The sequence below is a fragment of the Caballeronia sordidicola genome (assembly GCF_000729995.1).
Classification (GTDB): domain Bacteria; phylum Pseudomonadota; class Gammaproteobacteria; order Burkholderiales; family Burkholderiaceae; genus Caballeronia; species Caballeronia sordidicola_A.
Window position 1 is genome coordinate 1 of record NZ_JNFG01000036.1, and the last position, 23,584, is coordinate 23,584.

Annotated in this window: 21 protein-coding genes and 1 pseudogene; 3 read left to right on the forward strand and 19 right to left on the reverse strand. The window is 61.0% G+C overall.

Going from position 1 to position 23,584, the window contains the following annotated elements; all coding sequences use genetic code 11:
* Positions 1–519 precede the first annotated feature (519 nt).
* The 13 genes from ugpQ to pilM all read right to left on the reverse strand — a co-directional run bounded on the left by ugpQ (position 520) and on the right by pilM (position 13,326).
* The gene (gene ugpQ / locus FH08_RS0128030; RefSeq protein WP_031361532.1) at positions 520–1,263 is read right to left on the reverse strand and encodes a glycerophosphodiester phosphodiesterase; all 744 of its coding nucleotides are present in this window, start codon (positions 1,261–1,263) and stop codon (positions 520–522) included.
* A gap of 23 nt (positions 1,264–1,286) precedes the next feature.
* A complete protein-coding gene (locus tag FH08_RS0128035; RefSeq protein WP_031361533.1) occupies positions 1,287–2,369 on the reverse strand; it encodes a sn-glycerol-3-phosphate import ATP-binding protein UgpC in 1,083 nt (360 codons plus the stop codon).
* Positions 2,370–2,379: 10 nt separating this feature from the next.
* A complete protein-coding gene (locus FH08_RS0128040; RefSeq protein ID WP_031361534.1) occupies positions 2,380–2,688 on the reverse strand; it encodes an antibiotic biosynthesis monooxygenase family protein in 309 nt (102 codons plus the stop codon).
* 14 nt (positions 2,689–2,702) lie between these two features.
* A complete protein-coding gene (gene ugpE, locus FH08_RS0128045) occupies positions 2,703–3,548 on the reverse strand; it encodes a sn-glycerol-3-phosphate ABC transporter permease UgpE (RefSeq protein WP_031361535.1) in 846 nt (281 codons plus the stop codon).
* Positions 3,545–4,429, reverse strand: a complete 885-nt coding sequence (gene ugpA, locus FH08_RS0128050) for a sn-glycerol-3-phosphate ABC transporter permease UgpA (RefSeq protein WP_031361536.1) — start codon at positions 4,427–4,429, stop codon at positions 3,545–3,547. The genes ugpE and ugpA overlap by 4 nt, the downstream gene beginning before the upstream one ends.
* A 7-nt stretch (positions 4,430–4,436) precedes the next feature.
* Positions 4,437–5,759, reverse strand: coding sequence for a sn-glycerol-3-phosphate ABC transporter substrate-binding protein UgpB (ugpB, locus tag FH08_RS0128055; RefSeq protein WP_031361537.1), 1,323 nt, complete (start codon positions 5,757–5,759; stop codon positions 4,437–4,439).
* Positions 5,760–5,834: 75 nt separating this feature from the next.
* Complete coding sequence (locus FH08_RS0128060; protein ID WP_031361538.1) at positions 5,835–7,061, reverse strand: deoxyguanosinetriphosphate triphosphohydrolase; 1,227 nt, start codon at positions 7,059–7,061, stop codon at positions 5,835–5,837.
* Positions 7,062–7,421: 360 nt separating this feature from the next.
* Positions 7,422–8,498 (reverse strand): 3-dehydroquinate synthase, encoded by a 1,077-nt coding sequence (gene aroB / locus FH08_RS0128065; protein ID WP_081889597.1) that lies wholly within the window; start codon positions 8,496–8,498, stop codon positions 7,422–7,424.
* A gap of 8 nt (positions 8,499–8,506) precedes the next feature.
* On the reverse strand, positions 8,507–9,013 hold the full coding sequence (locus FH08_RS0128070; protein ID WP_419178028.1) for a shikimate kinase: 507 nt from the start codon (positions 9,011–9,013) through the stop codon (positions 8,507–8,509).
* Between the two features lie 152 nt (positions 9,014–9,165).
* Positions 9,166–10,800 carry a type IV pilus secretin PilQ gene (locus FH08_RS0128075; protein WP_081889596.1) on the reverse strand — a complete coding sequence of 545 codons (1,635 nt, stop codon included), beginning with the start codon at positions 10,798–10,800 and terminating at the stop codon, positions 9,166–9,168.
* Positions 10,797–11,627 carry a type 4a pilus biogenesis protein PilO gene (pilO, locus tag FH08_RS0128080; RefSeq protein WP_031361542.1) on the reverse strand — a complete coding sequence of 277 codons (831 nt, stop codon included), beginning with the start codon at positions 11,625–11,627 and terminating at the stop codon, positions 10,797–10,799. The genes FH08_RS0128075 and pilO overlap by 4 nt, the downstream gene beginning before the upstream one ends.
* Complete coding sequence (locus tag FH08_RS48660; RefSeq protein ID WP_051888604.1) at positions 11,624–12,325, reverse strand: hypothetical protein; 702 nt, start codon at positions 12,323–12,325, stop codon at positions 11,624–11,626. The genes pilO and FH08_RS48660 overlap by 4 nt, the downstream gene beginning before the upstream one ends.
* Positions 12,322–13,326, reverse strand: coding sequence for a type IV pilus biogenesis protein PilM (gene pilM / locus FH08_RS0128090; RefSeq protein WP_051888605.1), 1,005 nt, complete (start codon positions 13,324–13,326; stop codon positions 12,322–12,324). Before pilM ends, FH08_RS48660 begins: the two co-directional genes overlap by 4 nt.
* A gap of 324 nt (positions 13,327–13,650) precedes the next feature.
* Here pilM and FH08_RS0128095 point away from each other — a divergent pair, with 324 nt between their 5' ends.
* The gene (locus FH08_RS0128095; RefSeq protein ID WP_031361545.1) at positions 13,651–16,059 is read left to right on the forward strand and encodes a penicillin-binding protein 1A; all 2,409 of its coding nucleotides are present in this window, start codon (positions 13,651–13,653) and stop codon (positions 16,057–16,059) included.
* Positions 16,060–16,127: 68 nt separating this feature from the next.
* Here the strand turns inward: FH08_RS0128095 and cyaY are convergent, their stop codons facing one another.
* On the reverse strand, positions 16,128–16,445 hold the full coding sequence (gene cyaY, locus FH08_RS0128100) for an iron donor protein CyaY (protein WP_031361546.1): 318 nt from the start codon (positions 16,443–16,445) through the stop codon (positions 16,128–16,130).
* 53 nt (positions 16,446–16,498) lie between these two features.
* Here cyaY and FH08_RS54175 point away from each other — a divergent pair.
* Positions 16,499–16,552, forward strand: a pseudogene (locus FH08_RS54175) (hypothetical protein); the annotation flags it as partial.
* Between the two features lie 20 nt (positions 16,553–16,572).
* On the opposite strand, the gene FH08_RS54180 reads toward FH08_RS54175, so the two are convergent.
* The gene (locus FH08_RS54180; RefSeq protein WP_031361547.1) at positions 16,573–16,857 is read right to left on the reverse strand and encodes a hypothetical protein; all 285 of its coding nucleotides are present in this window, start codon (positions 16,855–16,857) and stop codon (positions 16,573–16,575) included.
* On the opposite strand from FH08_RS54180, the gene lysA reads away from it, so the two are divergent.
* Entirely contained in the window at positions 16,856–18,118 is a 1,263-nt protein-coding gene (gene lysA, locus FH08_RS0128110; protein WP_031361548.1) for a diaminopimelate decarboxylase, read from the forward strand. The two genes, FH08_RS54180 and lysA, sit on opposite strands and share 2 nt — an antisense overlap.
* Before the next feature lie 82 nt (positions 18,119–18,200).
* Here lysA and msrQ read toward each other — a convergent pair whose 3' ends face one another.
* The 4 genes from msrQ to FH08_RS0128130 form a co-directional block, all read right to left on the reverse strand.
* Positions 18,201–18,866: a protein-methionine-sulfoxide reductase heme-binding subunit MsrQ gene (gene msrQ / locus FH08_RS0128115; RefSeq protein WP_031361549.1), complete on the reverse strand. Its 666-nt coding sequence runs from the start codon at positions 18,864–18,866 to the stop codon at positions 18,201–18,203.
* A gap of 16 nt (positions 18,867–18,882) precedes the next feature.
* Entirely contained in the window at positions 18,883–19,866 is a 984-nt protein-coding gene (msrP, locus tag FH08_RS0128120) for a protein-methionine-sulfoxide reductase catalytic subunit MsrP (RefSeq protein WP_419178027.1), read from the reverse strand.
* A gap of 170 nt (positions 19,867–20,036) precedes the next feature.
* On the reverse strand, positions 20,037–21,239 hold the full coding sequence (ccsB, locus tag FH08_RS0128125) for a c-type cytochrome biogenesis protein CcsB (RefSeq protein ID WP_031361551.1): 1,203 nt from the start codon (positions 21,237–21,239) through the stop codon (positions 20,037–20,039).
* Between the two features lie 4 nt (positions 21,240–21,243).
* Positions 21,244–23,472: a cytochrome c biogenesis protein ResB gene (locus FH08_RS0128130; RefSeq protein ID WP_031361552.1), complete on the reverse strand. Its 2,229-nt coding sequence runs from the start codon at positions 23,470–23,472 to the stop codon at positions 21,244–21,246.
* Positions 23,473–23,584 lie beyond the last annotated feature (112 nt).

A 23,584-nucleotide genomic window follows, 5' to 3' on the forward strand; every position in this document is an offset into this window, starting at 1 on the left:
CTACTCCCGCTTGCCCCGTTTGCACGGGCATCTGACGCAATGCCTGCCACATCGACATGACGCTGAACACTCCTTCTCGTTCGGCCCTTCGTCCCTAGCTTCAGCCTTACCGGCCTATCCTGTGACTAATATGGCCTCTGCTGACTTCTCGCTCCGGCTCGACACCGTCGCCCTTTCAAGCATGAGGCGAGATCTCCCCAGGTAAGAACGCAATCCTTCACCGCACAACCGCCGGATCTACAGCACCTGATCCTTGACCACGAGAGCTTCGCAGTTTCGTGCCCGCTCGCCCTGATCGGCACTGCCTTCTATCCGGTTCTTGTTCATCGGCTCACGGTTTTGATCCACGCTTCCTTCCCACGCTCGGTCACCCTCACGCAGTTGCGCTTCACTTCGTTCGCTGTGGTCAACTCACGGGAGGACTTGCACCTCCAAGATTGCGCCCATGCTGGGCGCACATGAAAAACGCGCGCCGGAATTGCTTCCGGCGCGCGTTTTTACATGGTCGCTTGCTTCAGCTCAATCCAGAAAATCAGCACCGATCACGTCAATTCGGTCCGTGCAGATCGCGTCCACGCCCCATTCTGCGAGTTCACGCGCCCGCTCGGGGTCGTTGACGGTGTAGGCCAGGATCCGCAAGCCGGAATCCTTGATCTCTGCGACCAGACGCTCGTCCAGCGTCTTGTGGTCCGCATGCAGCGATACGCACGACAACGCCGCGGTCTGGGCGCGCCAGTCGCCAGGAACGGCTCCGTAGAGCAGACCGCGCGGCAGATCGGATGCGGCCCCGGCGGCGGCCTCGAGCGCAGCGTAGGAAAACGACGACAGCAACGGCGCCGGTTCTGCGCCCGTCCATAACCGCGCCGCTTCCTGCGCCACTAAAACGCCCGTTTCAACATCGCGCCCTTCGCACGGCTTGATTTCGATATTCGCCGCCAATCCGTGCGCAAAACACCGTTCCGCGACCTGAGCGAGCGTTGGCATGCGCGCACCGGCGAAGCTCGGATCGAACCAGCTTCCGGCATCGAGTTGCTCGAGTTCTTCGTAGCGAAGGTTTTTCGCGAGGCCACGCCCGTTCGATGTACGGTCGACGAGGTCATCATGTAGCAAAAACACAACGTTATCCGCGGATAACTTCGCATCGAATTCGATCATTTTCAGACCGAGTCGCGCGCCGGTATCAATACCGTCGAGCGTGTTTTCCGGCGCGACTTTGCCGCCGCCGCGATGCGCGACGATGCGCGGGTAAGGCCAGATTTTCATGTTTTGGGACCCTCTTTCTTCCTTTAGTTAACGCGCAAGCCCGTCGCCGGATCGAAAATGTGCAGACGGTGTGCCGGAAGCGCCACTTCCAGCGCCTCGCCGCGCGCCGGACGATGCTCGTGCGGCAAACGCACCGCAACGTCGTGTTTGCCCCATCGGCCGTGCGCCAGGTTGTCGGCGCCGAGGAGTTCGCAGGAATCGACCATCAACGTGACATGCGCGCTCTGCTGCTCCGGCAGCATGTGTTCCGGCCGAATGCCCAGCACCCACTCACGGCCCTTCAGATCCTGCTGCAGCGACTGCATGCCCGTGAGTGGCAGGCGTGGCCCGTTACCCGCGACATCGAAGCCCAAACCGTCGTCCGAGACACGGCCTTCCAGCAGATTCATCGCCGGCGAGCCGATAAAGCTTGCCACGAACACCGTCGCCGGCCGCTCGTAGACTTCGGTCGGCGGCCCGATCTGCTCGGCGCGGCCACGATTCATCACGATCACGCGCTGCGCGAGCGTCATTGCCTCGATCTGGTCGTGCGTGACGTACAGGCTCGTGGTTGCAAGACGCGCGTGCAGCCGCTGGATTTCCAGGCGCATTTGGACGCGCAGCTTGGCGTCGAGGTTGGACAGCGGTTCGTCGAACAGGAACACGGCCGGTTCGCGCACGATCGCGCGGCCCATCGCCACGCGTTGCCGCTGGCCGCCCGACAACTCGCGCGGCTTGCGTGCGAGCAACGGTTCGAGTTCCAGGATCTTCGCGGCATTCTGAACGCGCTGGTCGATTTCCGATTTGCTGACACCGCCGATCTTCAACGCGTACGCCATGTTCTGCGCGACGCTCATGTGCGGATACAGCGCATAGTTCTGGAACACCATCGCGATGTCCCGGTCCTTCGGCTCGAGCGTGTTCACCACTTTCTCGCCAATGGAAATCTTCCCTTCGGACACGCTTTCCAGCCCCGCGACCATGCGCAGCAACGTCGATTTCCCGCAGCCGGACGGACCGACCATCACGACGAATTCGCCGTCCGTCACTTCCACGTCGATGCCGTGCAATACGAACTGCTTGCTGTCGTAGGTTTTCTTGACGCCTTGAAGGCTTAGTGCAGCCATCGACCCGCCTTCATTTAAGGGCGCCCGCGATCGTCGCAAAATGCGCGACCGCGACACCCGGTTCATAGAATTTATGCAGCAACTCGCGCCACGCCTGGTAGTCGGCCGAGCCACGGAAACCTTCCTCATGCGCCGCGACGGTCTCCCACCGAACGAGCAGCACGTACTGCGAACCATTGTCCGCGTCGGCGCCACGCACCAGTTCGTGCGAAAGATAACCCGGCTGCGCCGAGATGATCTTCTCGGCTTCGGCAAATGCCGCTTCGAACGCAGCCTCTTCGCCCGCCTTCACCGGCAATTGAGCAACTTCAAGGATCATTGAATGAGCCTCCGTTATTTTTCGGAATCGACAAGACCGCGCACGAACCAGCGCTGCATCGTCAATACAACCGCGAGCGGCGGCAACATCGCCAGCAGCGTTGCGGTCATGACCAGATGCCATTCGGTGGCGGTGTCTCCAGAAGCGATCATGCTCTTGATGCCGACCACCGCCGTTTGCAGCGACTGGTCGCTGGTGATCAGGATCGGCCACAAATACTGATTCCAGCCATAGATGAACGTGATCACGAACAGCGCGGCAATGTTCGTCTTCGACAGCGGCAGCACCACGTCCCACAAGAACCGCAATGCACCGGCGCCATCGATGCGCGCCGCCTCCATCAACTCATCGGGCAGCGTCATGAAGAACTGGCGGAACAGGAACGTCGCCGTCGCCGATGCGATCAGCGGCAACGTCAGGCCGGCGTACGTGTTGCTGAGGTGCATCGATGAAACGACCTGGACCGTCGGAAAAATCCGCACTTCCACCGGCAGCATCAACGTGATGAAGATTAGCCAGAAGGCCAGGTTTTTAAACGGGAAGCGGAAGAACACAATGGCGTAGGCCGACAGCATCGAGATAGCGATCTTGCCGATCGAAATCACGAGCGCCATGACCAGGCTGTTCAGCAACATATGACCGAACGGCGCCGCCGCGTTGCCGCTGCCGTGGGTCCAGATATTCGCTACGTTCTCGAACAAGTGCGTGCTCGGAACCAGTGAAAGCGGCACTCTGAATACTTCCGCTTCGCTCATCGTGGCGGCGCAGAAAGCGATGTACACCGGAAACACGACCAGCACCACGCCCAGGATCAGCACCGCGTGGCAAAACAGGTCGAAACCGCGACGGTTCTCGATCATGAGTACTGCACCCGACGTTCAATAAAGCGGAATTGCACAACCGTCAGCGCCACCACGATCACCATCAGCACGACCGACTGAGCGCCGGAACTGCCGATATCGAGCCCCTGGAAGCCTTCGGCGAAGATTTTGTAGATGAGAGTTTTTGTGGACTGCGCGGGACCGCCGCCGGTGGCGGCATCGATCACCGGGAAGGTATCGAAGAAGGCGTAGACCACGTTCACGGTCAGCAGGAAGAAACTGGTTGGCGAGAGCAACGGCAGCGCGATCCCGAAGAACCGCCGCACGGGCCCGGCGCCGTCAATGGCCGCCGCCTCGATCAGCGAACGCGGGATGGCCTGCAGCCCGGCGTAGAAGAACAGGAAGTTGTAGCTGACCTGCTTCCACACCGACGCCAATACGACCAGGAACATCGCCTGTGAACCGTTGAGCGCGTGGTTCCAGACAATGCCGTATTTCGCGAGCGCATAAGTCACCAAACCGATGCTCGGATTGAACAGGAACGACCACAGCACAGCGGCAATAGCCGGCGCAACCGCGTACGGCCAGATCAACAGCGTCTGATAAACCTTCCTGCCCCTTGTCACCCGATCAGCACACGCCGCCAGCAGCAGCGAGATCACGAGACCCGATACGGTGACGAGCGTGCAGAAGATAATGGTCGTGTTGAACGACGCGAGGTAAAGCGGATCGGTGAAAATCTGCTTGAAATTCGCCAGTCCGACAAACTCGCTCGATGTACCGAACGCGTCCTGGGTCTGCGTGGCCTGCCACAGCGCCTCGCCGGCCGGCCACAGAAAAAAGAGCGCGGTGATGGCGAGTTGCGGCGCGACCAGCAGATAAGGCAGCAGGCTCGTATTGAACCGCGATCGTTTTTCCATGGCGAGTTTAGTTCCCAGCCTTTTCGAAGCGGCGCAGCAGGTCGTCGCCGCGCGATGCAGCCGAGTCAAGCGCGTCCTTCGGCGTTTTCTTGCCCGCCCAGACCTGCTCGAGTTCTTCGTCAACAATCGTACGGATCTGCGGCATGTTGCCCAGACGCAAGCCCTTCGTGAACGGCAAAGGCGGCTTGTTCAGCATCTGTTTGATGGCGGTATCGGCGCCGGGATTCTTTTCATAGAAGCCCTGCTTTTGCGTCAGTTCGTAAGCGGCGGTCGTGACCGGCAAATAACCCGTGTCCTGATGCCACTTGGCGGCAACCGCCGGCGAGGTCAGGTAAGCCAGGAACTTGGCGACACCCTTGTACGTGGCCGGATCTTTGCCCGAAAGAACCCACAGACTCGCGCCGCCGATAATCGCGTTTTGCGGTGCGCCCTTCACGCTCTGGTCGTACGGCATCATGCCCGTGCCGAAACTGAACTTCGCGTACTTCTTGATGTTGGCAAGCGAGCCCGACGAGTTGGTCAGGATGGCACAATCGCCGCTGTAGAACTTCGATACCGGTTCGTCTTTCCGGCCGACATACGTGAACGTGCCGTCCTTCGCCATGTTCTGCAGGCGCTCGATGTGCGCGATCTGCAGCGGTTTGTTGAATTCGAGCACTGCGTTGGTGCCATCGAAGCCGTTATTCTCCGATGCAAACGGCTGGCCGTGCCATGCGCTGTAGTTCTCCAACTGAATCCAGCTTTGCCAGCCCGACGTATAACCGCACATGCCCGCCGCCTTCAGCTTTTTCGCATCGGCTTCGAGTTCGTCCCAGGTTTTCGGCGGCTGGGTCGGATCAATGCCGGCTTTCTTGAACGCGTCCTTGTTGTAATAAAGGACTGGCGTCGAACTGTTGAACGGCATCGAAATCAGGTGGCCGGTCTTCGAGTCGCTGTAATAACTTGCGATGGTCGGCACGAACGCCTTTTCGTCGAGCGGGACGCCGGCTTGCTTGAACACGTCGGAGACCGGAATGACTGCCTTCTTGGCCTGGATCATCGTGGCCGTGCCCACTTCGTACACCTGCAGGATGGCCGGCGCGTTGCCGCTGCGATACGCGGCAATACCTGCAGCCATCGTCTGGTCGTAGCTGCCCTTGAAGACAGGCACGATCTTGTAGTCGCTCTGCGACGCGTTGAAGTCGTTTGCGATGTCGTTCACGCGCTCACCGAGCGCAGATTCCATCGCGTGCCAGAACTGGATTTCAGTGGCGGCCTGTGCCTGGCTGGCGCCAAAGGCGAATACAGCGGCAATGGAAAAGGCGCTGGCCAATAACTTGCGACTACTCATGAGTAACCTCTCCTTGAACCCCGACGGAGTTTTTCTGATTGGGACAAACGCAGAACGCGTCTGGAACGCGGGATTCTAATTGTCGTCTATGACGAACAGACGTCCATATTCTTTTAATGCGTAACGATCGGTCATGCCCGCGATGTAATGCGCGATCAGGCGCGCCTGCGTGCTGCCGGATGCACTCTCGCTGCCGCGGGGGTCGTTGGCGGACTCTTCCGCGATCGGTCCGCGCGCCTGGTAGGCCGGCGGCAGCAGGCGCGGGTCGTCGTTGAACGCCTTGAACAGGCCGCTCACCACGCGGCCCGCTTTGTTAGCCATCCGCATGACCTGGTAATGGCGATACAGGTTCTTGTAAAGAAAGCGCTTGAGTTCGGTCGCCTGGGCGGCGACTGCCTCGCTGTGAGTGACCAGAGCGGGTGCTTCGCGCACGTCGTCGACCGATTGCGGATTCAAGCGCCCCAGGTTCCCGCTTGTCGACTCGATCAGATCCACGATCAGCGTATTGATGATCCGGCGGATGGTCTCGTGAATCAGCCTTCGCCCTTCAATATTCGGATATTCGCCGCGCGCCGCTTCGTAGTGCGTCTGCCACAACGCGACATCGGCCAGTTGATCGAGCGTGATCAGGCCGGAGCGCAGGCCGTCGTCGACGTCATGATTGTTGTAGGCGATTTCGTCGGCGACGTTCGCAATCTGGGCTTCTATGGACGGCTGCTTGCGATTCAGAAACCGCTCGCCCAGCGCGCCGAGCTTCAGCGCGTTTTCATGCGAACAGTGTTTAAGAATGCCTTCGCGGGTTTCGAAGCAGAGATTCAGGCCGTCGAACGCGCCGTAGTGTTCTTCGAGTTCATCGACGACCACAAGGCTCTGCAGGTTGTGCTCGAAGCCGCCGTGATCGTGCATGCATTCATTCAGTGCATCCTGTCCGGCATGGCCGAACGGCGTATGGCCAAGATCGTGCGCCAGCGAAATGGCTTCGACCAGATCCTCGTTCACGCGCAGGTTGCGCGCCACGGAACGGGCGATCTGCGCGACTTCCAGGCTGTGCGTCAGGCGCGTGCGAAACAGGTCACCCTCGTGATTCACGAAAACCTGCGTCTTGTATTCGAGACGGCGGAACGCCGTGGAGTGAACAATGCGGTCACGGTCGCGCTGGAACTCGGTGCGTGCAACGGGCGGTTTTTCCTCGAAGCGGCGGCCACGCGACTCGGCCGAATGCGCGGCATACGGGGCAAGATGTGCCTCTAGCGCGAAGGACGTCGGCGTGATGCTGGAAAACTCGAATGTCTTGTCGCTCACCGGCTGCTCCGAATCGTCGTTGCTTTGTTGTTTTGGCTTGGTCGTGTTTTCCGCGGCAGCGGCTTTGCTTCGCCGCAGCGGCAAGGAGTGTCAGCGCGATGCCAGAATTTTTCATCTCTTGCGGCTTGGCACCGGGTCCGAATCACCGTCGCCTTTTTCACGGCGGCGGCCGCGCCTCAAAACAGCGTCGCCGAAGCCAGCGCGAGTCGCTTCAACATCTGGAATCTCTTGCGGCTCAGCCGTTGCCGTGAGCGATCGTGTTCTTCGCCTCCCTGGTCACGGACGACATTCAGCGCATTAGTGACCGGGACGTCTCGTGACCAAGCTTCGTCGCAGCACTCTCCTGCCGAACGCAGTTGCTCAGATGCTGGCCGCGAGCGTTGCTCGCACTGCCGCGTCCGGTGCACCCGTGATCTTTGTTTGACCGAAACGCTCGAGCAGGATGAATTTGATCTCACCCGCTTCGGCTTTCTTGTCGACCTTCATCAAGTCGATATACCGGTCCGCGCCAAGCGCCGGCGCCTTGACCGGCAGCTTCGCCGCGGCGATCGACCGCGTCAGGCGCGCACGTGACGTTTCATCGAGCCGCCCGAGCCGCACCGACAGATCCGCCGCCATCACCATGCCGCAACCGACTGCCTCGCCATGCAGCCATTCCCCGTAACCCAGGCCAGCCTCGATTGCATGACCGAATGTATGGCCAAAATTGAGAATGGCGCGCAAGCCGCCTTCGCGTTCGTCGGCAGCGACTACATAAGCCTTCACCTCGCACGAGCGCTTCACCGCATGCGCGAGCGCGGTCGGATCGCAATCGTTCAAAGCCGGGATGTTCGCCTCGATCCAGTCGAAGAATTCGCTGTCGGCAATGGCGCCCGTCTTGATCACTTCCGCGATACCCGCGGCAAGCTCACGCGGCGGCAGCGTCTGAAGCGCTGCAATATCAGCGATAACGGCCTGCGGCTGATAAAACGCGCCGATCATGTTCTTGCCGAGCGGATGATTGATGCCGGTCTTTCCACCCACAGACGAATCGACCTGCGCGAGCAGCGTGGTCGGCACCTGGATAAAGGGCACGCCACGCATATAACTGGCAGCGGCAAAACCCGTCATGTCGCCGATCACCCCGCCTCCCAGCGCAATCAGCGTGGTCTTGCGGTCGGCGCGGTCAGCGAGCAGCGCGGTGAAAATCTGGTTGAGCGTCTCGAGATTCTTGTGCGCCTCGCCATCGGGCAGAACGATGGTCGTGACTTTCTTGCCGAGCGGCGCGAGGGCAGCGCGGAGTGCGTCGCCGTAGAGCGGGTCCACGGTCGCGTTCGTGACAATGGCCACCGACGAGCCCGCAATATGCGGCGCGTACAGGTCGGTCCGGCCAATCAACCCGGCGCCGATATGGATGGGGTAGGCGCGATCGCCCAGTTCGACGTTGACGGTAATCATGGCGGACATTATGACGTAGCCGGCTTGGCGATGCCGGCCATCTCCAGTTGCATCAACACCATGTTGACGAGGTTATTCACGGTCGGCCGGCCGGTTTCCACGATGAAATGCGCGCACTCCTGATACAGCGGATCGCGCGTCTTGTAGAGCGATTCCAGCTTGCCGCGCGGGTCGTCGGTCTGCAGCAGCGGCCGGTTTTTATCGCGCCGCGTGCGCTGCCACAATTCGTGCGGCGTGGCGCGCAGGTAGATCACCAGCCCGCGACTCTTCAGATGTTCCCGATTCTCCGGCCGGAGAATCGCACCGCCGCCGGTTGCCAGCACAATATTCTCGCGCCGCGACAAGTCGTCGATCACATCCGCTTCGCGCTGCCTGAAGCCTTCCTCGCCCTCGACCTCCCAGATCACCGGGATGCGCGCACCGGTACGCACCTCGATTTCGTGGTCGGAATCCATGAAAGACCGCTGTAAACGGCGCGCGACCGCCCGCCCCACGGTGGTCTTTCCAGCCCCCATGAGTCCGACAAAAAATACGTTCGCGTTCGCTTGCCCGGCTTCCAACTCGCTTCCTTGTGCATTGATTCCGGTCCCGATTCTGGTCCCGTTCGTGCGGGAGCTTAAGGGCAAAAGGGCCGCTTTGTCGAGTCGGAAAGGCTTGCCGGCGGCCCTCACAGGCGCACCGGAACGATATGGGGCGTGATGAAAATGACCAGTTCGCTGCGTGAATTGCGGCGCGCGGTGTGACGAAAAAGCCAGCCCAATACCGGGATTTTACCGAGCAGCGGGACCCTCGTGACATCTTCGCGCTCATCGGTGGAATATATCCCGCCGATTGCCACCGTGCCGCCGTCCTCCACCTCCACGCGCGTCTGGACGTGCTTGGTGTTGATCGCCGGGCCGGCTGCCGTCTGCTCGCCGACGCTGTCCTTCGATACATCGAGATCAAGGATGACGTGGCCGTGCGGCGTAATTTGGGGTTCGACTTCCAGTTTCAGCGCGGCCCGGCGGAACTGGACGCCCGACACGCCGTTGCCGACTTTCGCCTGATACGGCAATTCCGTGCCCTGCTCGACCACCGCCTTCACGCGATCCGCCGTGATCACGCGGGGACTCGAGACTATCTCGCCGCGACCTTCGTTTTCGAGCGCGCTCAGCTCGACGTTCAGCAAGCGCGTAGCCTGCGCGGCGAATAGCGTCAGCCCGGCGGTCGCGGCGTCGAACCCGCCAATCGGCCGCGCCGATAAATCGAATACCGCGCCGTCTGCGCCCGCAACAAGGCCGCGCGCGGTGGCGTCGCCGGTGGGTGTCATCGATAGTTTCACCCCCAGATTGCGCGAAAAGCCGGTATCGCCCTCCACAATGCGCGCCTCGATCATGACTTGCGGCGTCGGCTGGTCGATCCTCGCGATCAGCTCGGCGATCTGCGTGACGCGGGCCTCCAGGTCGGTAACGAACAGCAGGTTGGTACGGGCATCGGCCATGACAGAACCGCGCTTCGATAACACCCGCTGGCTACCCGAGCCCGTCAGGAGCTTACGAACGTCGTCGGCGCGAGGATAGCGCAGAACGAACGTGCGGCTGGCGAGCGGCTCAAGATCGGCTGCACGGGCATGCGCTTCGTAGCGAAGGCGCTCGCGCGCTGCCAGTTCGCTAAGCGGCGCAACCCAGATGACCTCGCCATGGCGCTCCATCGCCAGGCCGTGGACGTCGAGCAGCGTGTCGAACGCGCGCCGCCACGGCACTTCGACGAGATTCAGCGAGACCACCCCTCGGATCTTCTCGCTCGCGACTATGTTGACGCCCGAAAACTTCGCGAAAGTTTGCAGCACGGCGCTCAAGTCGGCATTTTTCAGGTTCAGGGAGATCGGCTTGCCGTCGTCGAGTTGCGTGGCTGCAGGGTCCGCCGGCGCTCGGCTCATGCGCTCGATTGGCGGCAAAGGCGTCGGCGGGCCTTCCAGCGCAGGCGTGGCGTCAGGTGCGGGCGCTGGAGCGGACGTAGCGGTCGTTGTGGCTGGCGTCAGCCAGCCTGTGTCCTCATCGGGCGCTTGCGCAACCACGGGCTCAGGAACCTCAACCGCGAACTGATCCGTAGGCAGCGTCTCGGGAAACGGCTCGGGCAAGGGCGGCAAAGGCGCGATTGCCGCGTGGGCCGTGACAGTCCTCAGCAGTAACGCGGTCGCGATGCCGCACGCGCAAACTCGCCACCGCAACGAGAACCGGCCGGCGATCGCGGGCCCAAGCGCAACCCGGAGCACAACGCTCGCCGAACGGCATAACAAGCGCAAAAACCGCAGCGTTCTCATGGCCGCTCATCCGCGAAGCCAATCGTCCGCACGGCCCCGTCAGGGCGACTGAGCTCGATCGAACGCGAACGGACATTGCCAAGCCGCTCGTCGCCAATCATTTGGCCTGGCAGAAATCCATCGACGCCCGCCGCCGTCGCTACCAACGCCATCGCTCGACGCCGAGCACGCAAGGTGCCGACCAGAAGCATCGCGCCGCCATCGCCCACGCTGGTGCCGTTCTTCACACCAAACGGATCGATAGCAAATGCGTCCCGGCGCGACGGCTCCGGCCGCGCGATCGCCGGCAAGTCCTCGAATACTCGGAGCGTCGCTTCCAGGGCAAGCGCATTCGCTGCTCGTTTCATTTGCACATCTGCCGGAACGACGAGTCTCGGCAGCCCTTCCAGCGCGTCGAGAAACCGCCGTATCTCGCCGAACGAACCATCGGCGCGAAATTTCAGCGGCCGCTCGATCTCGAGCCCTTCGCCCTTCTGCGCAGACGGTTCGATCATGCCGATCCGCAAACCGCTCTGAGCGGCGAGCGCGGTCAACTCGTGAAGTGCGTCGGCGACGGTCCAACGGGCGAGCGGCGCACCATCGCCTGAAAGCGCACGCATCCCAGGTAACTCGGCAGCCATCGCTCGCGCCCGATCCAGGCGTTGCTGCACGTCATGCAATGCCGAACGGCTCGCCTCCGTGCCGCTTAGATCGGAGGAACGCCACAGCCACACGCCCGCGGCAAACACCAGCGCGGCGACCACGACGCCCGTAACTGCGATCCGATAACTACTCCAGGCATCGAGAGGTTGAAGCATCCCGCTGGATGATTTGGCGAACAGGTTCATCGCGCGCTCCGGCTGGCGGCTTTCGGCTTCGACGACGCCTCACGTCTAGCGGCCTTAAGAAGCTTGGGCGCGGTTTCCCCGGCGGCGCCTTGCGTCCAACGCACGACCGCGATGAAATCGTAAGGGCTCGTCTTGCCTGGCAAATTCACCGTGCCGGACGGCGGAACTGCCTTGGCCGAGGGCTGCGCAGCAACCACCCGCCGGCGCATTTCCACGATCTCCACGGCTCGCACGCCCGTCACGTTTTCAAGCGCTTTAAGCCACGCGGCGGCGGTATGCGAATCCGGCGCACTGGCGGCGAGCTCCACCTCGCTCGCGCGCTGCGTCACCCGCTGCAAACCGATATTCCCCTGCGACGTAACCCGAGCGAGCGCGTCGAGCAAACCAAGAAACCGGGCACGCGGCTCGGCAATCGGCGCGGCGGCGCTCTGTGCTCGCCGCTCCAGCGCTTGGCGCTCGACCAGGCGCGCATGCTCGGCGACCGGCGCACTCAATCGCCGCAGCGCCACGTCGAACGAGTCTCGTTTCTCTTCTATATGCACCCGCTCCAACGCGTCCCAGCCCGCCACAGCGCCGACCGCAGCACATCCGGCCAGACCCGCGCCCGCGAGCACCGCCAGCGCCCGGTTGCGAGCCCGACGCCGCGCACCCGACCGGTACGGCAGCAGATTGAACGCATGCAAACTGACTGCGCTCATGGCAACACCTCGCGCAGCGCAAGTCCCATTGCCACAGCAAACAGCGGCGAATGCGCGAGACGTTCATCCACTCGTTGCGCGCCGTTGCAGAACGGTGCGCACTCAAACGGCATGACCGGGCAGCCAAACAGCCCGGCCAGCATGGACATGGAAACACCTGCGCGATCGAGCAGGTCAATATCTCCACCGATATAAATCCATTGCACGTCTGGATCGTCGCCGGCCAGATCGGTCAGCGCTTCAGTCGCGCTCGAATACTCCGGCGCCGGATAACGCACCTCGTTCTCCACGCCGTCCTCACCCACAAACCACGCATGCAGCCCTGCGCTTTCCACCCAGCAAGCGACGAAACGTTCCTGCGGATCAATCTCCATGGCGGCCGAATAACGCAAGGCGCGCAGCGCCGCGCACGGTTCACCCTCGATTGCGCTCAACACGATGTTCGCGGTCGCCGCCGTCTCCATGCGCGCCTCCACGTATTGCCGCCCTGTGGCAGCAATCGTCACCTCAGCGCCGCCGTTCTCGAGCGCCTGGATAGACCAGTCGACCGCCAGCGCGCCACGTTCGATGCCCGACACGCGTTCAGCTTCGGCCAGCACCGCCGGCTCGAGCAAACCGCGCAGATCACGCCCCGCCACTCCGGAAATGGACACTTGACCTGCCTGAGTAAGCCGGGCGAGCGGCACTCGTGCGATGAGCGTAGCCGACGCCGGCAACGCCATTGCACAGCGTAGCGAGCGCAGTGCGCCCCGCGCGGGCAGCCGTGAAAACGCTTCTTGCAGCGCCGCCGAGATAGCCATCCGATCGATGAAATCCCCGCCCATGACCACGCCCGGTTCAAGCAGAACCTCCTCCAGCCGCTCGACGCAAACCGGCCGGTTTGCATGCAGCCGCTTGCTGACAACGGCCAGCCTCAACGCCCCTTCTGTAATGTCGATACCCGCCGCGAACCGGCGCGTAACGGTCAAGACCGATCCGCGCAATAGTGTTTCCGTACCCATGCTCACCCTCTCTTTCCAGGCCGCGCGCCGAACTGTTCGGGCGCTGGCAATGAAACGATTGTGAGCAGCGGCGCTAGTTGCCACCATTCGTCCAAGTGGCTAACGTAAAGGAGAACGGGCTTAAAAAGCGCCGATAGAAGCAGGCACGAAACGAGCGTGGAAAAGTCTCAAAAGCAGCGATGCAAACGTTAGGCATCTAAGTCCGTCAACGCTTATCGTGACGAAAGAGGTGCCGCCGAACCCTGCGCGCAACACCCTAAGTAAGCAAGACGAAAGCCGTAAAGTTGGGCAGCTATAATCGCGGGACCGTTTTTTGGTGGTGCCATGCAATCTCAGTCTCCGTCGTCCCCTCCGTCCCGTCGTCCCGATTCCCCAAAGCGTGTTCGCCCGCTCTGGATCAGGCTTCTGCTCGGATTGTTAATTTGTATTGTCGGGCTGATTATCAGCGCGGGGCTCGTGCTTGGTTACGCGCTGGTGGTGGCCCAGCCCAACCTGCCGTCGCTCGAAGCGCTCACCGACTACCGCCCGAAAGTACCGCTGCGGGTCTACACCGCAGACCATGTGCTGATCGGTGAATTCGGCGAAGAACGGCGCAGTGTGGTGCGTATCCAGGACGTGCCGGATTACCTCAAGAAGGCGGTGCTCGCGATTGAAGACGCGCGTTTCTACGATCACGGCGGTGTCGACCTGACCGGTATCCTCCGCGCCGGCACCGTAGCGTTGACGAACGGCCACGCGTCCCAGGGCGCAAGCACGATCACCATGCAAGTCGCGCGAAATTTCTTCTTGTCGAGTGAAAAGACCTACACCCGCAAGATCTACGAAATGCTGCTCGCCTACAAGATCGAGCGCGCGCTGACGAAAGACCAGATTCTCGAGGTCTATATGAACCAGATTTATCTGGGACAGCGCGCCTATGGATTCGCGAGCGCCGCGCGGGTCTATTTTGGCAAGGACCTGAAGGACATCACGCTTGCCGAAGCCGCCATGCTCGCCGGCTTGCCGAAAGCGCCCTCCGCGTACAACCCGGTCGTCAATCCGAAACGCGCGAAGGTGCGCCAGCAATACATCCTCGAACGGATGCTGGAACTACATTACATCACGCAGCAGCAATATGAAGACGCAGCGAAACAACCGCTCGTGGTGAAGGGCGCCGGACGCGAGTTCAGCGTGCACGCCGAGTACGTGGCGGAAATGGTGCGCCAGATGATGTACACGCAATATCGCGAAGAGGCTTATACGCTGGGCCTGAACGTGGTGACGACCATCGATTCGGCCGATCAGGACGCGGCGTATCGCGCCGTGCGCAAAGGCCTGATGGACTATGAACACCGGCACGGGTATCGCGGGCCGGAAGCGTATATCGATCTGCCTGCGGATCTCGACGATCGCGAACAGGCTATCGACGACGCCCTGGTCGACCATCCCGACAACGGCGAGATCGTCGCGGCGGTCGTCACCGAGGCTAGCCCTAAGCAAGTGAAGGCGAGTTTTATCGATGGCAACGTGGCGGTCGTTGAAGGCAACGATCTGCGTTTTGTCGCGAGCGCGCTCAGCACGCGGGCGCAGCCGAACCAGCGCATCCGGCCGGGCGCGATCGTGCGCCTGATGAAAAACGACGACGACACCTGGGTCATCACGCAACTGCCGCAAGTGGAAGGCGCGTTTGTTTCCATCGTGCCGCAGGACGGCGCGATCCGCGCGCTGGTGGGCGGCTTCGACTTCAACAAGAACAAGTTCAACCACGTCACTCAGGCGTGGCGCCAACCGGGTTCGAGCTTCAAGCCGTTCATCTATTCGGCATCGCTGGAAAAAGGCTTGTCGCCGGCGACCATCATCAACGACGCGCCGCTCTACTTCAGCGCCGCTGAAACCGGCGGCCAGGCATGGGAGCCGAAGAACTACGGCGGCGGTTTCGATGGCCCCATGGCAATGCGTACAGCGCTGATGAAATCGAAGAACCTAGTCTCCATCCGGATCCTGAACAACATCGGTCCGAAGTACGCGCAAGGCTATGTGACGAAGTTCGGCTTCGATGCGTCGCGTCAGCCCGCGTATCTGCCGATGGCGCTCGGTGCCGGTCAGGTCACGCCGCTGCAAATGGCGACGGGGTATTCGGTGTTCGCGAACGGCGGATACCGCGTGAATCCCTATCTCATCGCCGATATCACCGATCCGCGCGGTGCCGTGGTCTCGCATCCGCAGCCGCTGATCGCCGCCGATACCGCGCCGCTAGCCATTACGCCGCGCAACGCCTATGTGATGAACAGCCTGCTTCAAAGCGTGGCGCAACGCGGAACGGGCGCCCGAACGAACCAGTTGAAGCGGACCGATCTTGCAGGCAAGACCGGCACGACGAACGACTCGCACGACGCGTGGTTCGCCGGATACCAGCATTCGCTGGTGGCCATTGCATGGATTGGGTACGACTCGCCGCGCACTCTCGGCGATAAGGAAACGGGCGGCGGGCTCGCGCTGCCGGTGTGGATGGACTACATGAGCCGGGCGTTGCGCGGCGTGCCGGAATACAAGTCGACCATGCCGCCCGATGTGGTGTCGCTGGGCGGTGAACTCTATTTCGACGACATGACGCCGGGTCACGGATTCGTGGCAACGATCGGTGTCAGTCAGGCTGTGCCGGAAGACGTCAGCGGCGGGACGCCTTCTGCGCCCGCGCCGCAGGTCGGCGAGCAGGAAAAGCAGGACATCATGAATCTGTTCAAAGGACAGTAAGTCCTGATTCGGGCCCCTGCAGCACGGGGCCCGAGCGGCAAATCAAGCGGCAGATAACAAACTGTAGATCAAGCCGAAAAGCGGATCGGCTCGCCGGCTTGTTCGCTGGCGTACTGGCTGAGCGCTTCGAAAAACTCGCTGCCGTCACGCGTGTTGCGCCATGCGCCGTCCACATACCGGTAGTGAAAACCACCCGCCTTGGCCGCAAGCCAGAGCTCGTGCATTGGCGGCTGCAAGTTGATTATCAGCTTCGTCCGGTTCTCGAATTCGAGCGTTAAAACATTACCGCTGCGTTCGAATTCGACATCGGCTTCGAGGCTGTCCACGTCCCGCTCGATGGCCGCCAGCGCAGCCTCGGCGAGGGTCAGGTATTCGTTGTCGGTCATGCTAAACTCCATCGATTAATTAGTCAGGGACAGTGATGCAAGTCGTCTTCCGGATGAGCGCGATTGTAGCGGCTTTGGCCATTTCCGCCGGCACGCTGCTCGCCGCCTGTGGTCAGCGTGGACCGCTCTATATGCCCGTCGCACCGCCACTCCCGGCTCGTCCCGCCAGCATGCCGCCGTTGCCGGAAAGTGGAGCGAGCGCGCCTGCTGCTGCGTCGTCTGCCTCCTCTGTCGAGAGCACCGGCGACATTCCCGACACGTCCGGCACGCCGCTTTCGCTCTCCCCTGACGACAACATGAAATCGCCCGAGTCGGCATCGGCACCCAAAGCCGCTTCCTCCGGCGAATAATCGTCGCCATACCGCGCTTGGAGCCAACCGGCCAAGCGCGTCAGCAAAACCAGAAAACTCATGACTCAATCCGCATTCTCGCGCGCCGACGGCGTGCTGCAGGTCGAAGGCGTTTCGGCCGCGTCGCTCGCCGAGCAATTCGGCACACCGCTCTACGTGTATTCGCGCAGCGCGTTGACCGACGCATATAAAGCTTACGCCGATGCTTGCAGCGGCCGCCGCGCCACGATCCACGTGGCCGTGAAAGCCAACAGCAACCTCGCGGTGCTGAACGTATTCGCGCGATTGGGCGCAGGCTTTGACATCGTCTCGTCGGGTGAACTGGCGCGTGTGCTGGCCGCGGGAGGCAAGGCCGAAAACACCGTGTTCTCCGGCGTCGGCAAGTCAACGGCGGAAATGCGCGAAGCACTCGATGCCGGCGTGAAATGCTTTAACGTCGAATCGATTCCCGAATTGCATGCGCTGAACGAAGTGGCCAAGGCGGCGGGCAAACAAGCGCCGGTGTCGCTGCGCGTGAATCCCGACGTCGATGCCAAGACGCATCCGTATATTTCCACGGGCCTGAAGTCGAACAAGTTCGGCGTGGCTTTCGCCGATGCCCGAGCGACCTACGCGCAAGCCGCGGCCATGTCGAATCTCGACGTGATCGGGATCGACTGCCATATTGGTTCGCAGATCACCGAAGTGAGCCCGTATCTCGACGCCGTCGACAAATTGCTGGACCTGGTCGAGCAGATCGAAGCGGACGGTACGAACATTCATCACGTCGATGTCGGTGGTGGACTCGGGATTACATACGACGACGAAACGCCACCGGCTATCGGAGAATTCGTGCGTGCGGTGCTCGCCCATATCGATCACCGCGGGCACGGTCATCGCGAAGTGTATTTCGAGCCGGGCCGCTCGCTGGTCGGCAATGCGGGCGTATTGCTGACGCGCGTGGAGTACCTGAAGCCGGGTGAAGAGAAAAATTTCGCCATCGTCGACGCCGGCATGAACGACCTTGCGCGTCCCGCGATGTATCAAGCGTTTCATCGCATGGAAGCGGTGGAAAAGCGCGCGACGAAAGCGCAGCTCTACGACGTGGTCGGCCCTGTTTGCGAAAGCGGCGACTGGCTCGGCAAGGATAGGGAGCTTGCCATCGAACAAGGCGATCTGATCGCGATCTTCTCGGCGGGCGCTTACGGTTTCGTGATGAGCTCGAACTACAACACGCGCCCGCGCGCCGCCGAAGTGATGGTCGATCGCGAACGTGCACGGCGAGTGCGTGAACGTGAAGAAGTGAAGCAGTTGTTTGCGGGCGAATCGATTTTCCCGGACTGAATTCAACCGGTCTGGTCGGCATAAAAAATGGCGACGTCATTCAAGCGTCGCCTTTTTTATTGGTGTCCTGGTTAAAAATCAGCTAAACCGCGCGAGTCCTCGTCATCCGCGACCGCAGCCAAACCACCACCCGCCACGCCAATAACACCACCACGATCGCGCCATAGATTTTCGGCAAGATGAGATCGTGCTTGCCCGCTTTCATCCACCAGAAGTGCAGGATCGCGAGCACGGCGATTGGATAGATCAGCTTATGCAGCGTTTGCCAGCGACGACCCAGCTTCTTGACCATCGCTTTCGGCGACGTCACGGCGAGCGGGATCAGCAGCACGAACGCCGAGAAACCCACCAGGATGAATGGCCGCTTGACGATGTCCTTCAGGATGGCGAAGACATCGAACCATTTGTCGAACCAGATGTACGTGGTGAAGTGCAGCACGACATAGAAGAACGCAAATAGCCCGAGCATCCGCCGAAAACGCAGCAGCGCGTTCAGGCCGGTCAGCCGACGAACTGGCGTGACGGCAAGCGTGATGCACAGGAACACGAGCGTCCACAGGCCGGTCGAGCGCGTAATGAATTCGATTGGATTTGCACCCAAGCCGCCCGTGAAACCGAGCAGAACGATACGCGCGAGCGGATACAAACCGCCAAGAAATACAGCCACTTTCGCCGGCACGATCCAGTTCGTACCGCCTGCGGCAGCACGTGTTACCGGCTTTGTTTTGACATTGGAAGCCACAGCCATCCTCGTCTCCTAAACCCTAAAAATTGGCCTTGAGATCCATGCCCCGATACAGCGACGCAACCTGATCGCCGTACCCATTGAACATCAGCGTCTTGCGCTTTGGCGTGAAGAAACCGTCCTCGCCAATGCGACGTTCCGTTGCCTGGCTCCAGCGCGGATGATCGACCTCCGGATTCACGTTCGAGTAAAAGCCGTACTCTTTCGGCGCATATTCGCTCCAGCTCGTTTTCGGCTGTTGCTCGACAAAACGGATCTTCACCAGCGATTTCGCGCTCTTGAAACCGTATTTCCAGGGCACCACGATACGCACCGGCGCGCCGTTCTGATTCGGCAGCACTTCACCGTACAAACCGACGGTCAGCAGCGCCAGCGGATTCATCGCCTCGTCCATGCGCAGACCTTCGGAATACGGCCAGTCAAGAATGGGATCGGACAGCCCGGGCATTTGCGATGGATCGGCTAGCGTGATGAACTGCACGTACTTCGCGTTGCCTGTCGGCTGCGCGCGCTTGATGATTTCGGACAGCGGAATGCCGATCCACGGAATCACCATCGACCACCCTTCCACGCACCGCAGCCGATAAATACGCTCCTCGAGCGGCGCGAGTTTCACGATTTCATCGATGTCATACACCTTGGCGTTCTTGATCTCGCCTTCCACCGATATCTTCCACGGCCGTGGCCGCAGCGTATGCGCGTTTTGCGCCGGCTCGCCCTTGTCGGTGCCGAACTCGTAGAAGTTGTTGTAGCTCGTGATGTCCTTGAACGGCGTCACCTTGTCCAGCGCGACGAACTTCGTGTTCGTGGCCGCGGCGAGCTTCTGCCCCTTTGCATCGGGCGATGTCATCGCGGCGAGCGCTTCGCCGTTCACGCCGACAAGCCCCGTCGCGGCCAGCGCACCCGCGGCCCGCAACACGCGCCTGCGGTTCTCGAAGAACGCGCGCGGAGTGATCTCGCTTCGGGCGATGTCGTCGCCGAAAAGCTGGCGTGTGTGTTTCATAACCATTTCGATGCTCCTGAAATCCTTGTTGCGGCCCGCGTGAACGTCGCCGCCGCTCTACCTATATTCGTGGCAAACACCGAATCGGTTTCAGCTATTCCGCTCAGACAATAAAAAAACCGCCAGCAAAGCTTGCATGGCGGTTCTTAAACAGCGCTTAGACGCGAATCTTACAGCTTGCCGTAGCTATGCAGGCCCGACAGGAACATGTTCACGCCCAGAAACGCGAACGTGGTGACCAGCAAACCGGTCAATGCCCACCACGCCGCCACCGAACCGCGCAGCCCCTTCATCAGGCGCATGTGCAGCCACGCAGCGTAATTCAGCCACACGATCAAAGCCCACGTTTCTTTCGGATCCCAGCTCCAGTAACCGCCCCACGCTTCGGCGGCCCACAGCGCACCAAGAATGGTCGCGATGGTGAAGAACGCGAAACCGACCGCGATCGACTTGTACATCACGTCGTCGAGCACTTCGAGCGACGGGAGGCGATCCGCCAGAATGCCCCGCTCCTTGACCAGATAGGTCACCCCGACCATGGCCGCCAGCGCAAAGCTGCCGTACCCGATGAAATTCGCCGGCACGTGGATTTTCATCCACCAGCTTTGCAGCGCGGGCACGAGCGGCTGGATCTGCTGGGCATCGCGGGCGATGGAATACCACATCAGGAAGCCAACGGCGGCGCTGATCACCAGCAACACGAACGCGCCCATGGCGCGCGTGCTGTAGTGCTGCTCGTAATACAAATAAAACAGCGACGTAATCAGGCAGAACAGTACGAAAACTTCATACAAGTTCGAGATGGGGATATGACCCACGTCCGAGCCGATCAGGTACGACTCGTACCAGCGCACCATCAAGCCGGTGAAGCCCATCAAAACGGCCGCCCAGGTCATCTTCGAGCCGATCGCGCCGCCCGTGGGCGAACGCGAAAGCAGGCCGATCCAGTAGAACACCGTTGCCAGCACGAGCAGTGCGCTCATCCACAAGATGGCCGACTGGCTGGACAGGAAATATTTGAGGAAGAAGTTGGTGTCTGCGCGCGCGAGATCCGAGTGATAAAGCTGCAACGACGACAGCGACAACACCGCAATACACGCAATCAGCAGCCGCACCGGCTTCCAGCGCCAACCGAGCACCACGAACGTCGGCACGGCGCAGCAAAGCACCAGCTTGTCGTAGTAGTTCATGAACGGGTAATACCGGAACAGCGCGAACCCCGCGCCGGCGACCATTGCCAACGCGAACAGCCAGTCAGTCGGGCCTAGACGCTTCAGGAACGGACGTTCGTCGAACAGGTTCGGATCGACGGGCACTTTGCCCGCGCGCTGCTGCGCCGAGGTCGATTGCGAGGAGGCTTGTGTGAGGTCCATGTTCTTACCGAGTTGAATCTTGCGAGCCGGTGGACTTGCTGTCCGCGGGCGTTTCCGGTGATGACGATACCGGCTGAGACTTGACGCCCAGCATGGCGCCGATCGCGTCGCGCGTTTGCGCGAATTCCTTCTCGAAGTCGAGCGTGCGGCGCGCGGTGGACATTGCCATCAACACGTTCGTACCGCCCTCTGATGTGTCTTTGAGCCAGAACCAGAGACGGCGTTCACGCACGTAAAACATCGAGAAAATGCCGAGCACGAGCAGGAGGCTGCCAAGATACACCACTTTTTTGCCCGGTGCGCGTGTCAACTGGAACACGGAAGCCTGGATCTGCTTGAACGAATCGAGTTGCAGAAACACGGGCGACCCGTACAGAAAGCTGTCCGAAAGTGCATTAATCGACGATTGCACGAACTGCGTGTTTTTCGCGTCCGGCTGCGCTTCCGGCATGCCGTTCTGGGCACGCGAGATCTGCCACAGATCCCAAGTCGCGCCTTCAAGCATGCGCAGCAATAAACCCGCCGCCTTTTCCTGCTCGCCCTTAGGCACGGATTTGTCGATAAAACCTGCTATTGCCTGGAAACCACCCAGCGTGGCGCCCGGTTGCCCAGGAACCGCCGCGACGCCACTTTCGTCCGCGCCGGCAAACAGGTTCAGCACCCGCGACGCGCTTTCCTCCAGATGTTTCTGCAATTCCGCGTTCGCTTCCGGCACCGAGCGCTTCGCAAAACGACGCGCCGCTTCGTCACGCATCGCGGGCGTTTCCAGCGCGGCGCGCAGGTTCATCCACTGTTTGATGGAGCTTTGCTCGTCGGCGGGAATGCGCAAATAGCGGAACGGATCGTTGGGGCTCAAGCGCATGCCGGCGAGGAACATCGGCTGGCCTTGTACATCGACGGGCAGCATGTAGTTGTTGAACTCACGCGCCTGGCCGTCGGTGCCCCGCACCTTGTATTGCACCGATGGACCTACGTTACGCAGATCAGTCGGCTTCGACGTCTTCGCGCCGGACCCCAGCCGTTCATCGAAGGCCTGCTTCAACGTCTGCGTCTGACCGACGCCGCGGGTATCGATCGAGCCGTTGCCGTCGGTGACGTTTTCAACGTTGATCGCGCGGAAATCGGTGAATTCAACGGTTTCGCCGTTCCCGCCGATGATCTGCGGATTCATCGGCTGCGTGCCGCCAATGGCGCCGTCGAACGGCGTGGTTTTCGCGCTGCCGCCGGACATGGGCCACGCGGTCATCGACATCTTTGAACCGCCGTCCTGGAAACTCGATTGGTAGATCGAAATGCCATCGTAGGTGAACGGCTTGTTCACTTCCACGCGTGCGGGGATGCGCTTTCCGGTCGCATGATCGATCACGACGATATCGCTCGCAAACAGCTTCGGCATACCCGTCGAGTAATAGTCGACGATGAATTTATTGAGCTGGATCGAGAACGGGAGGTCCTGGATCAACGAACCGTCCTGCTGATTCAGGATGGCGGTTGCGACGTGCTGCCCTTCCGGCACCCAGGCGTAACCGCGGAACGTGGGATTCGACGTCGGCAGCCGGTGATTCGGCGCAATGTCGTTGATGACTTCATTCGATGCAATCGGCGTCTTGTTGAAGAGCAACATTTGCAGCTTGATCGGCAGATTGCTGTCCAGCAAGCCGCCAATGCAGATGATCACGAACGCCAGATGCGCCGAGATATAACCAAGCTTCGTCAGCGCGCCACGCTTGGCCGCGATCAGCGTCGCGCCGCTGTCCGTCTCGCGTGTGACGAACTTGTAGCCCATCTTGCCGGCGAGGCGTTGCAGATTGGCGGCGGTCTCGGCACGCGATCCGGGCACCTGCGGGAATTCGCCCTTGTGATGGAACGCGCGCAGGCTGCCTTCGTGCACCCGATCCTTCCAGCTCTTCATGTCCGCGATCATCTTCGGGCCATTGCGGATCACGCACAGTGACACCGAAATTACCAGGAACGCCAGGATCAGCAAGAACCACCACGCGCTATACACGTTGTAGAGGCTCACGCCACGGAAGATGTCGGCCCAGAACGGGCCGAACTGATTGACGTAATTCGGGTACGGATCCTCTTGCGTAAGAACCGTACCAATGATGCTAGCTATCGCGAGAATGACGAGCAACGAGATGGCGAAGCGCATCGAACTGATCGTTTCGATGGCATGACGCACACTGCTACGGCTCGACTTCGACTGCAATCCCGACGTGGTGACGCTCATTCAAACTCCGGCTGAACAGCAAAAAAGGGTGGAGACGCACGCGGTCTTTGACCGGCGTCCCACCCTTTTTTCTTATTTTGCGCGCCGGCCTTGTAGGACCGGCTTCATGACA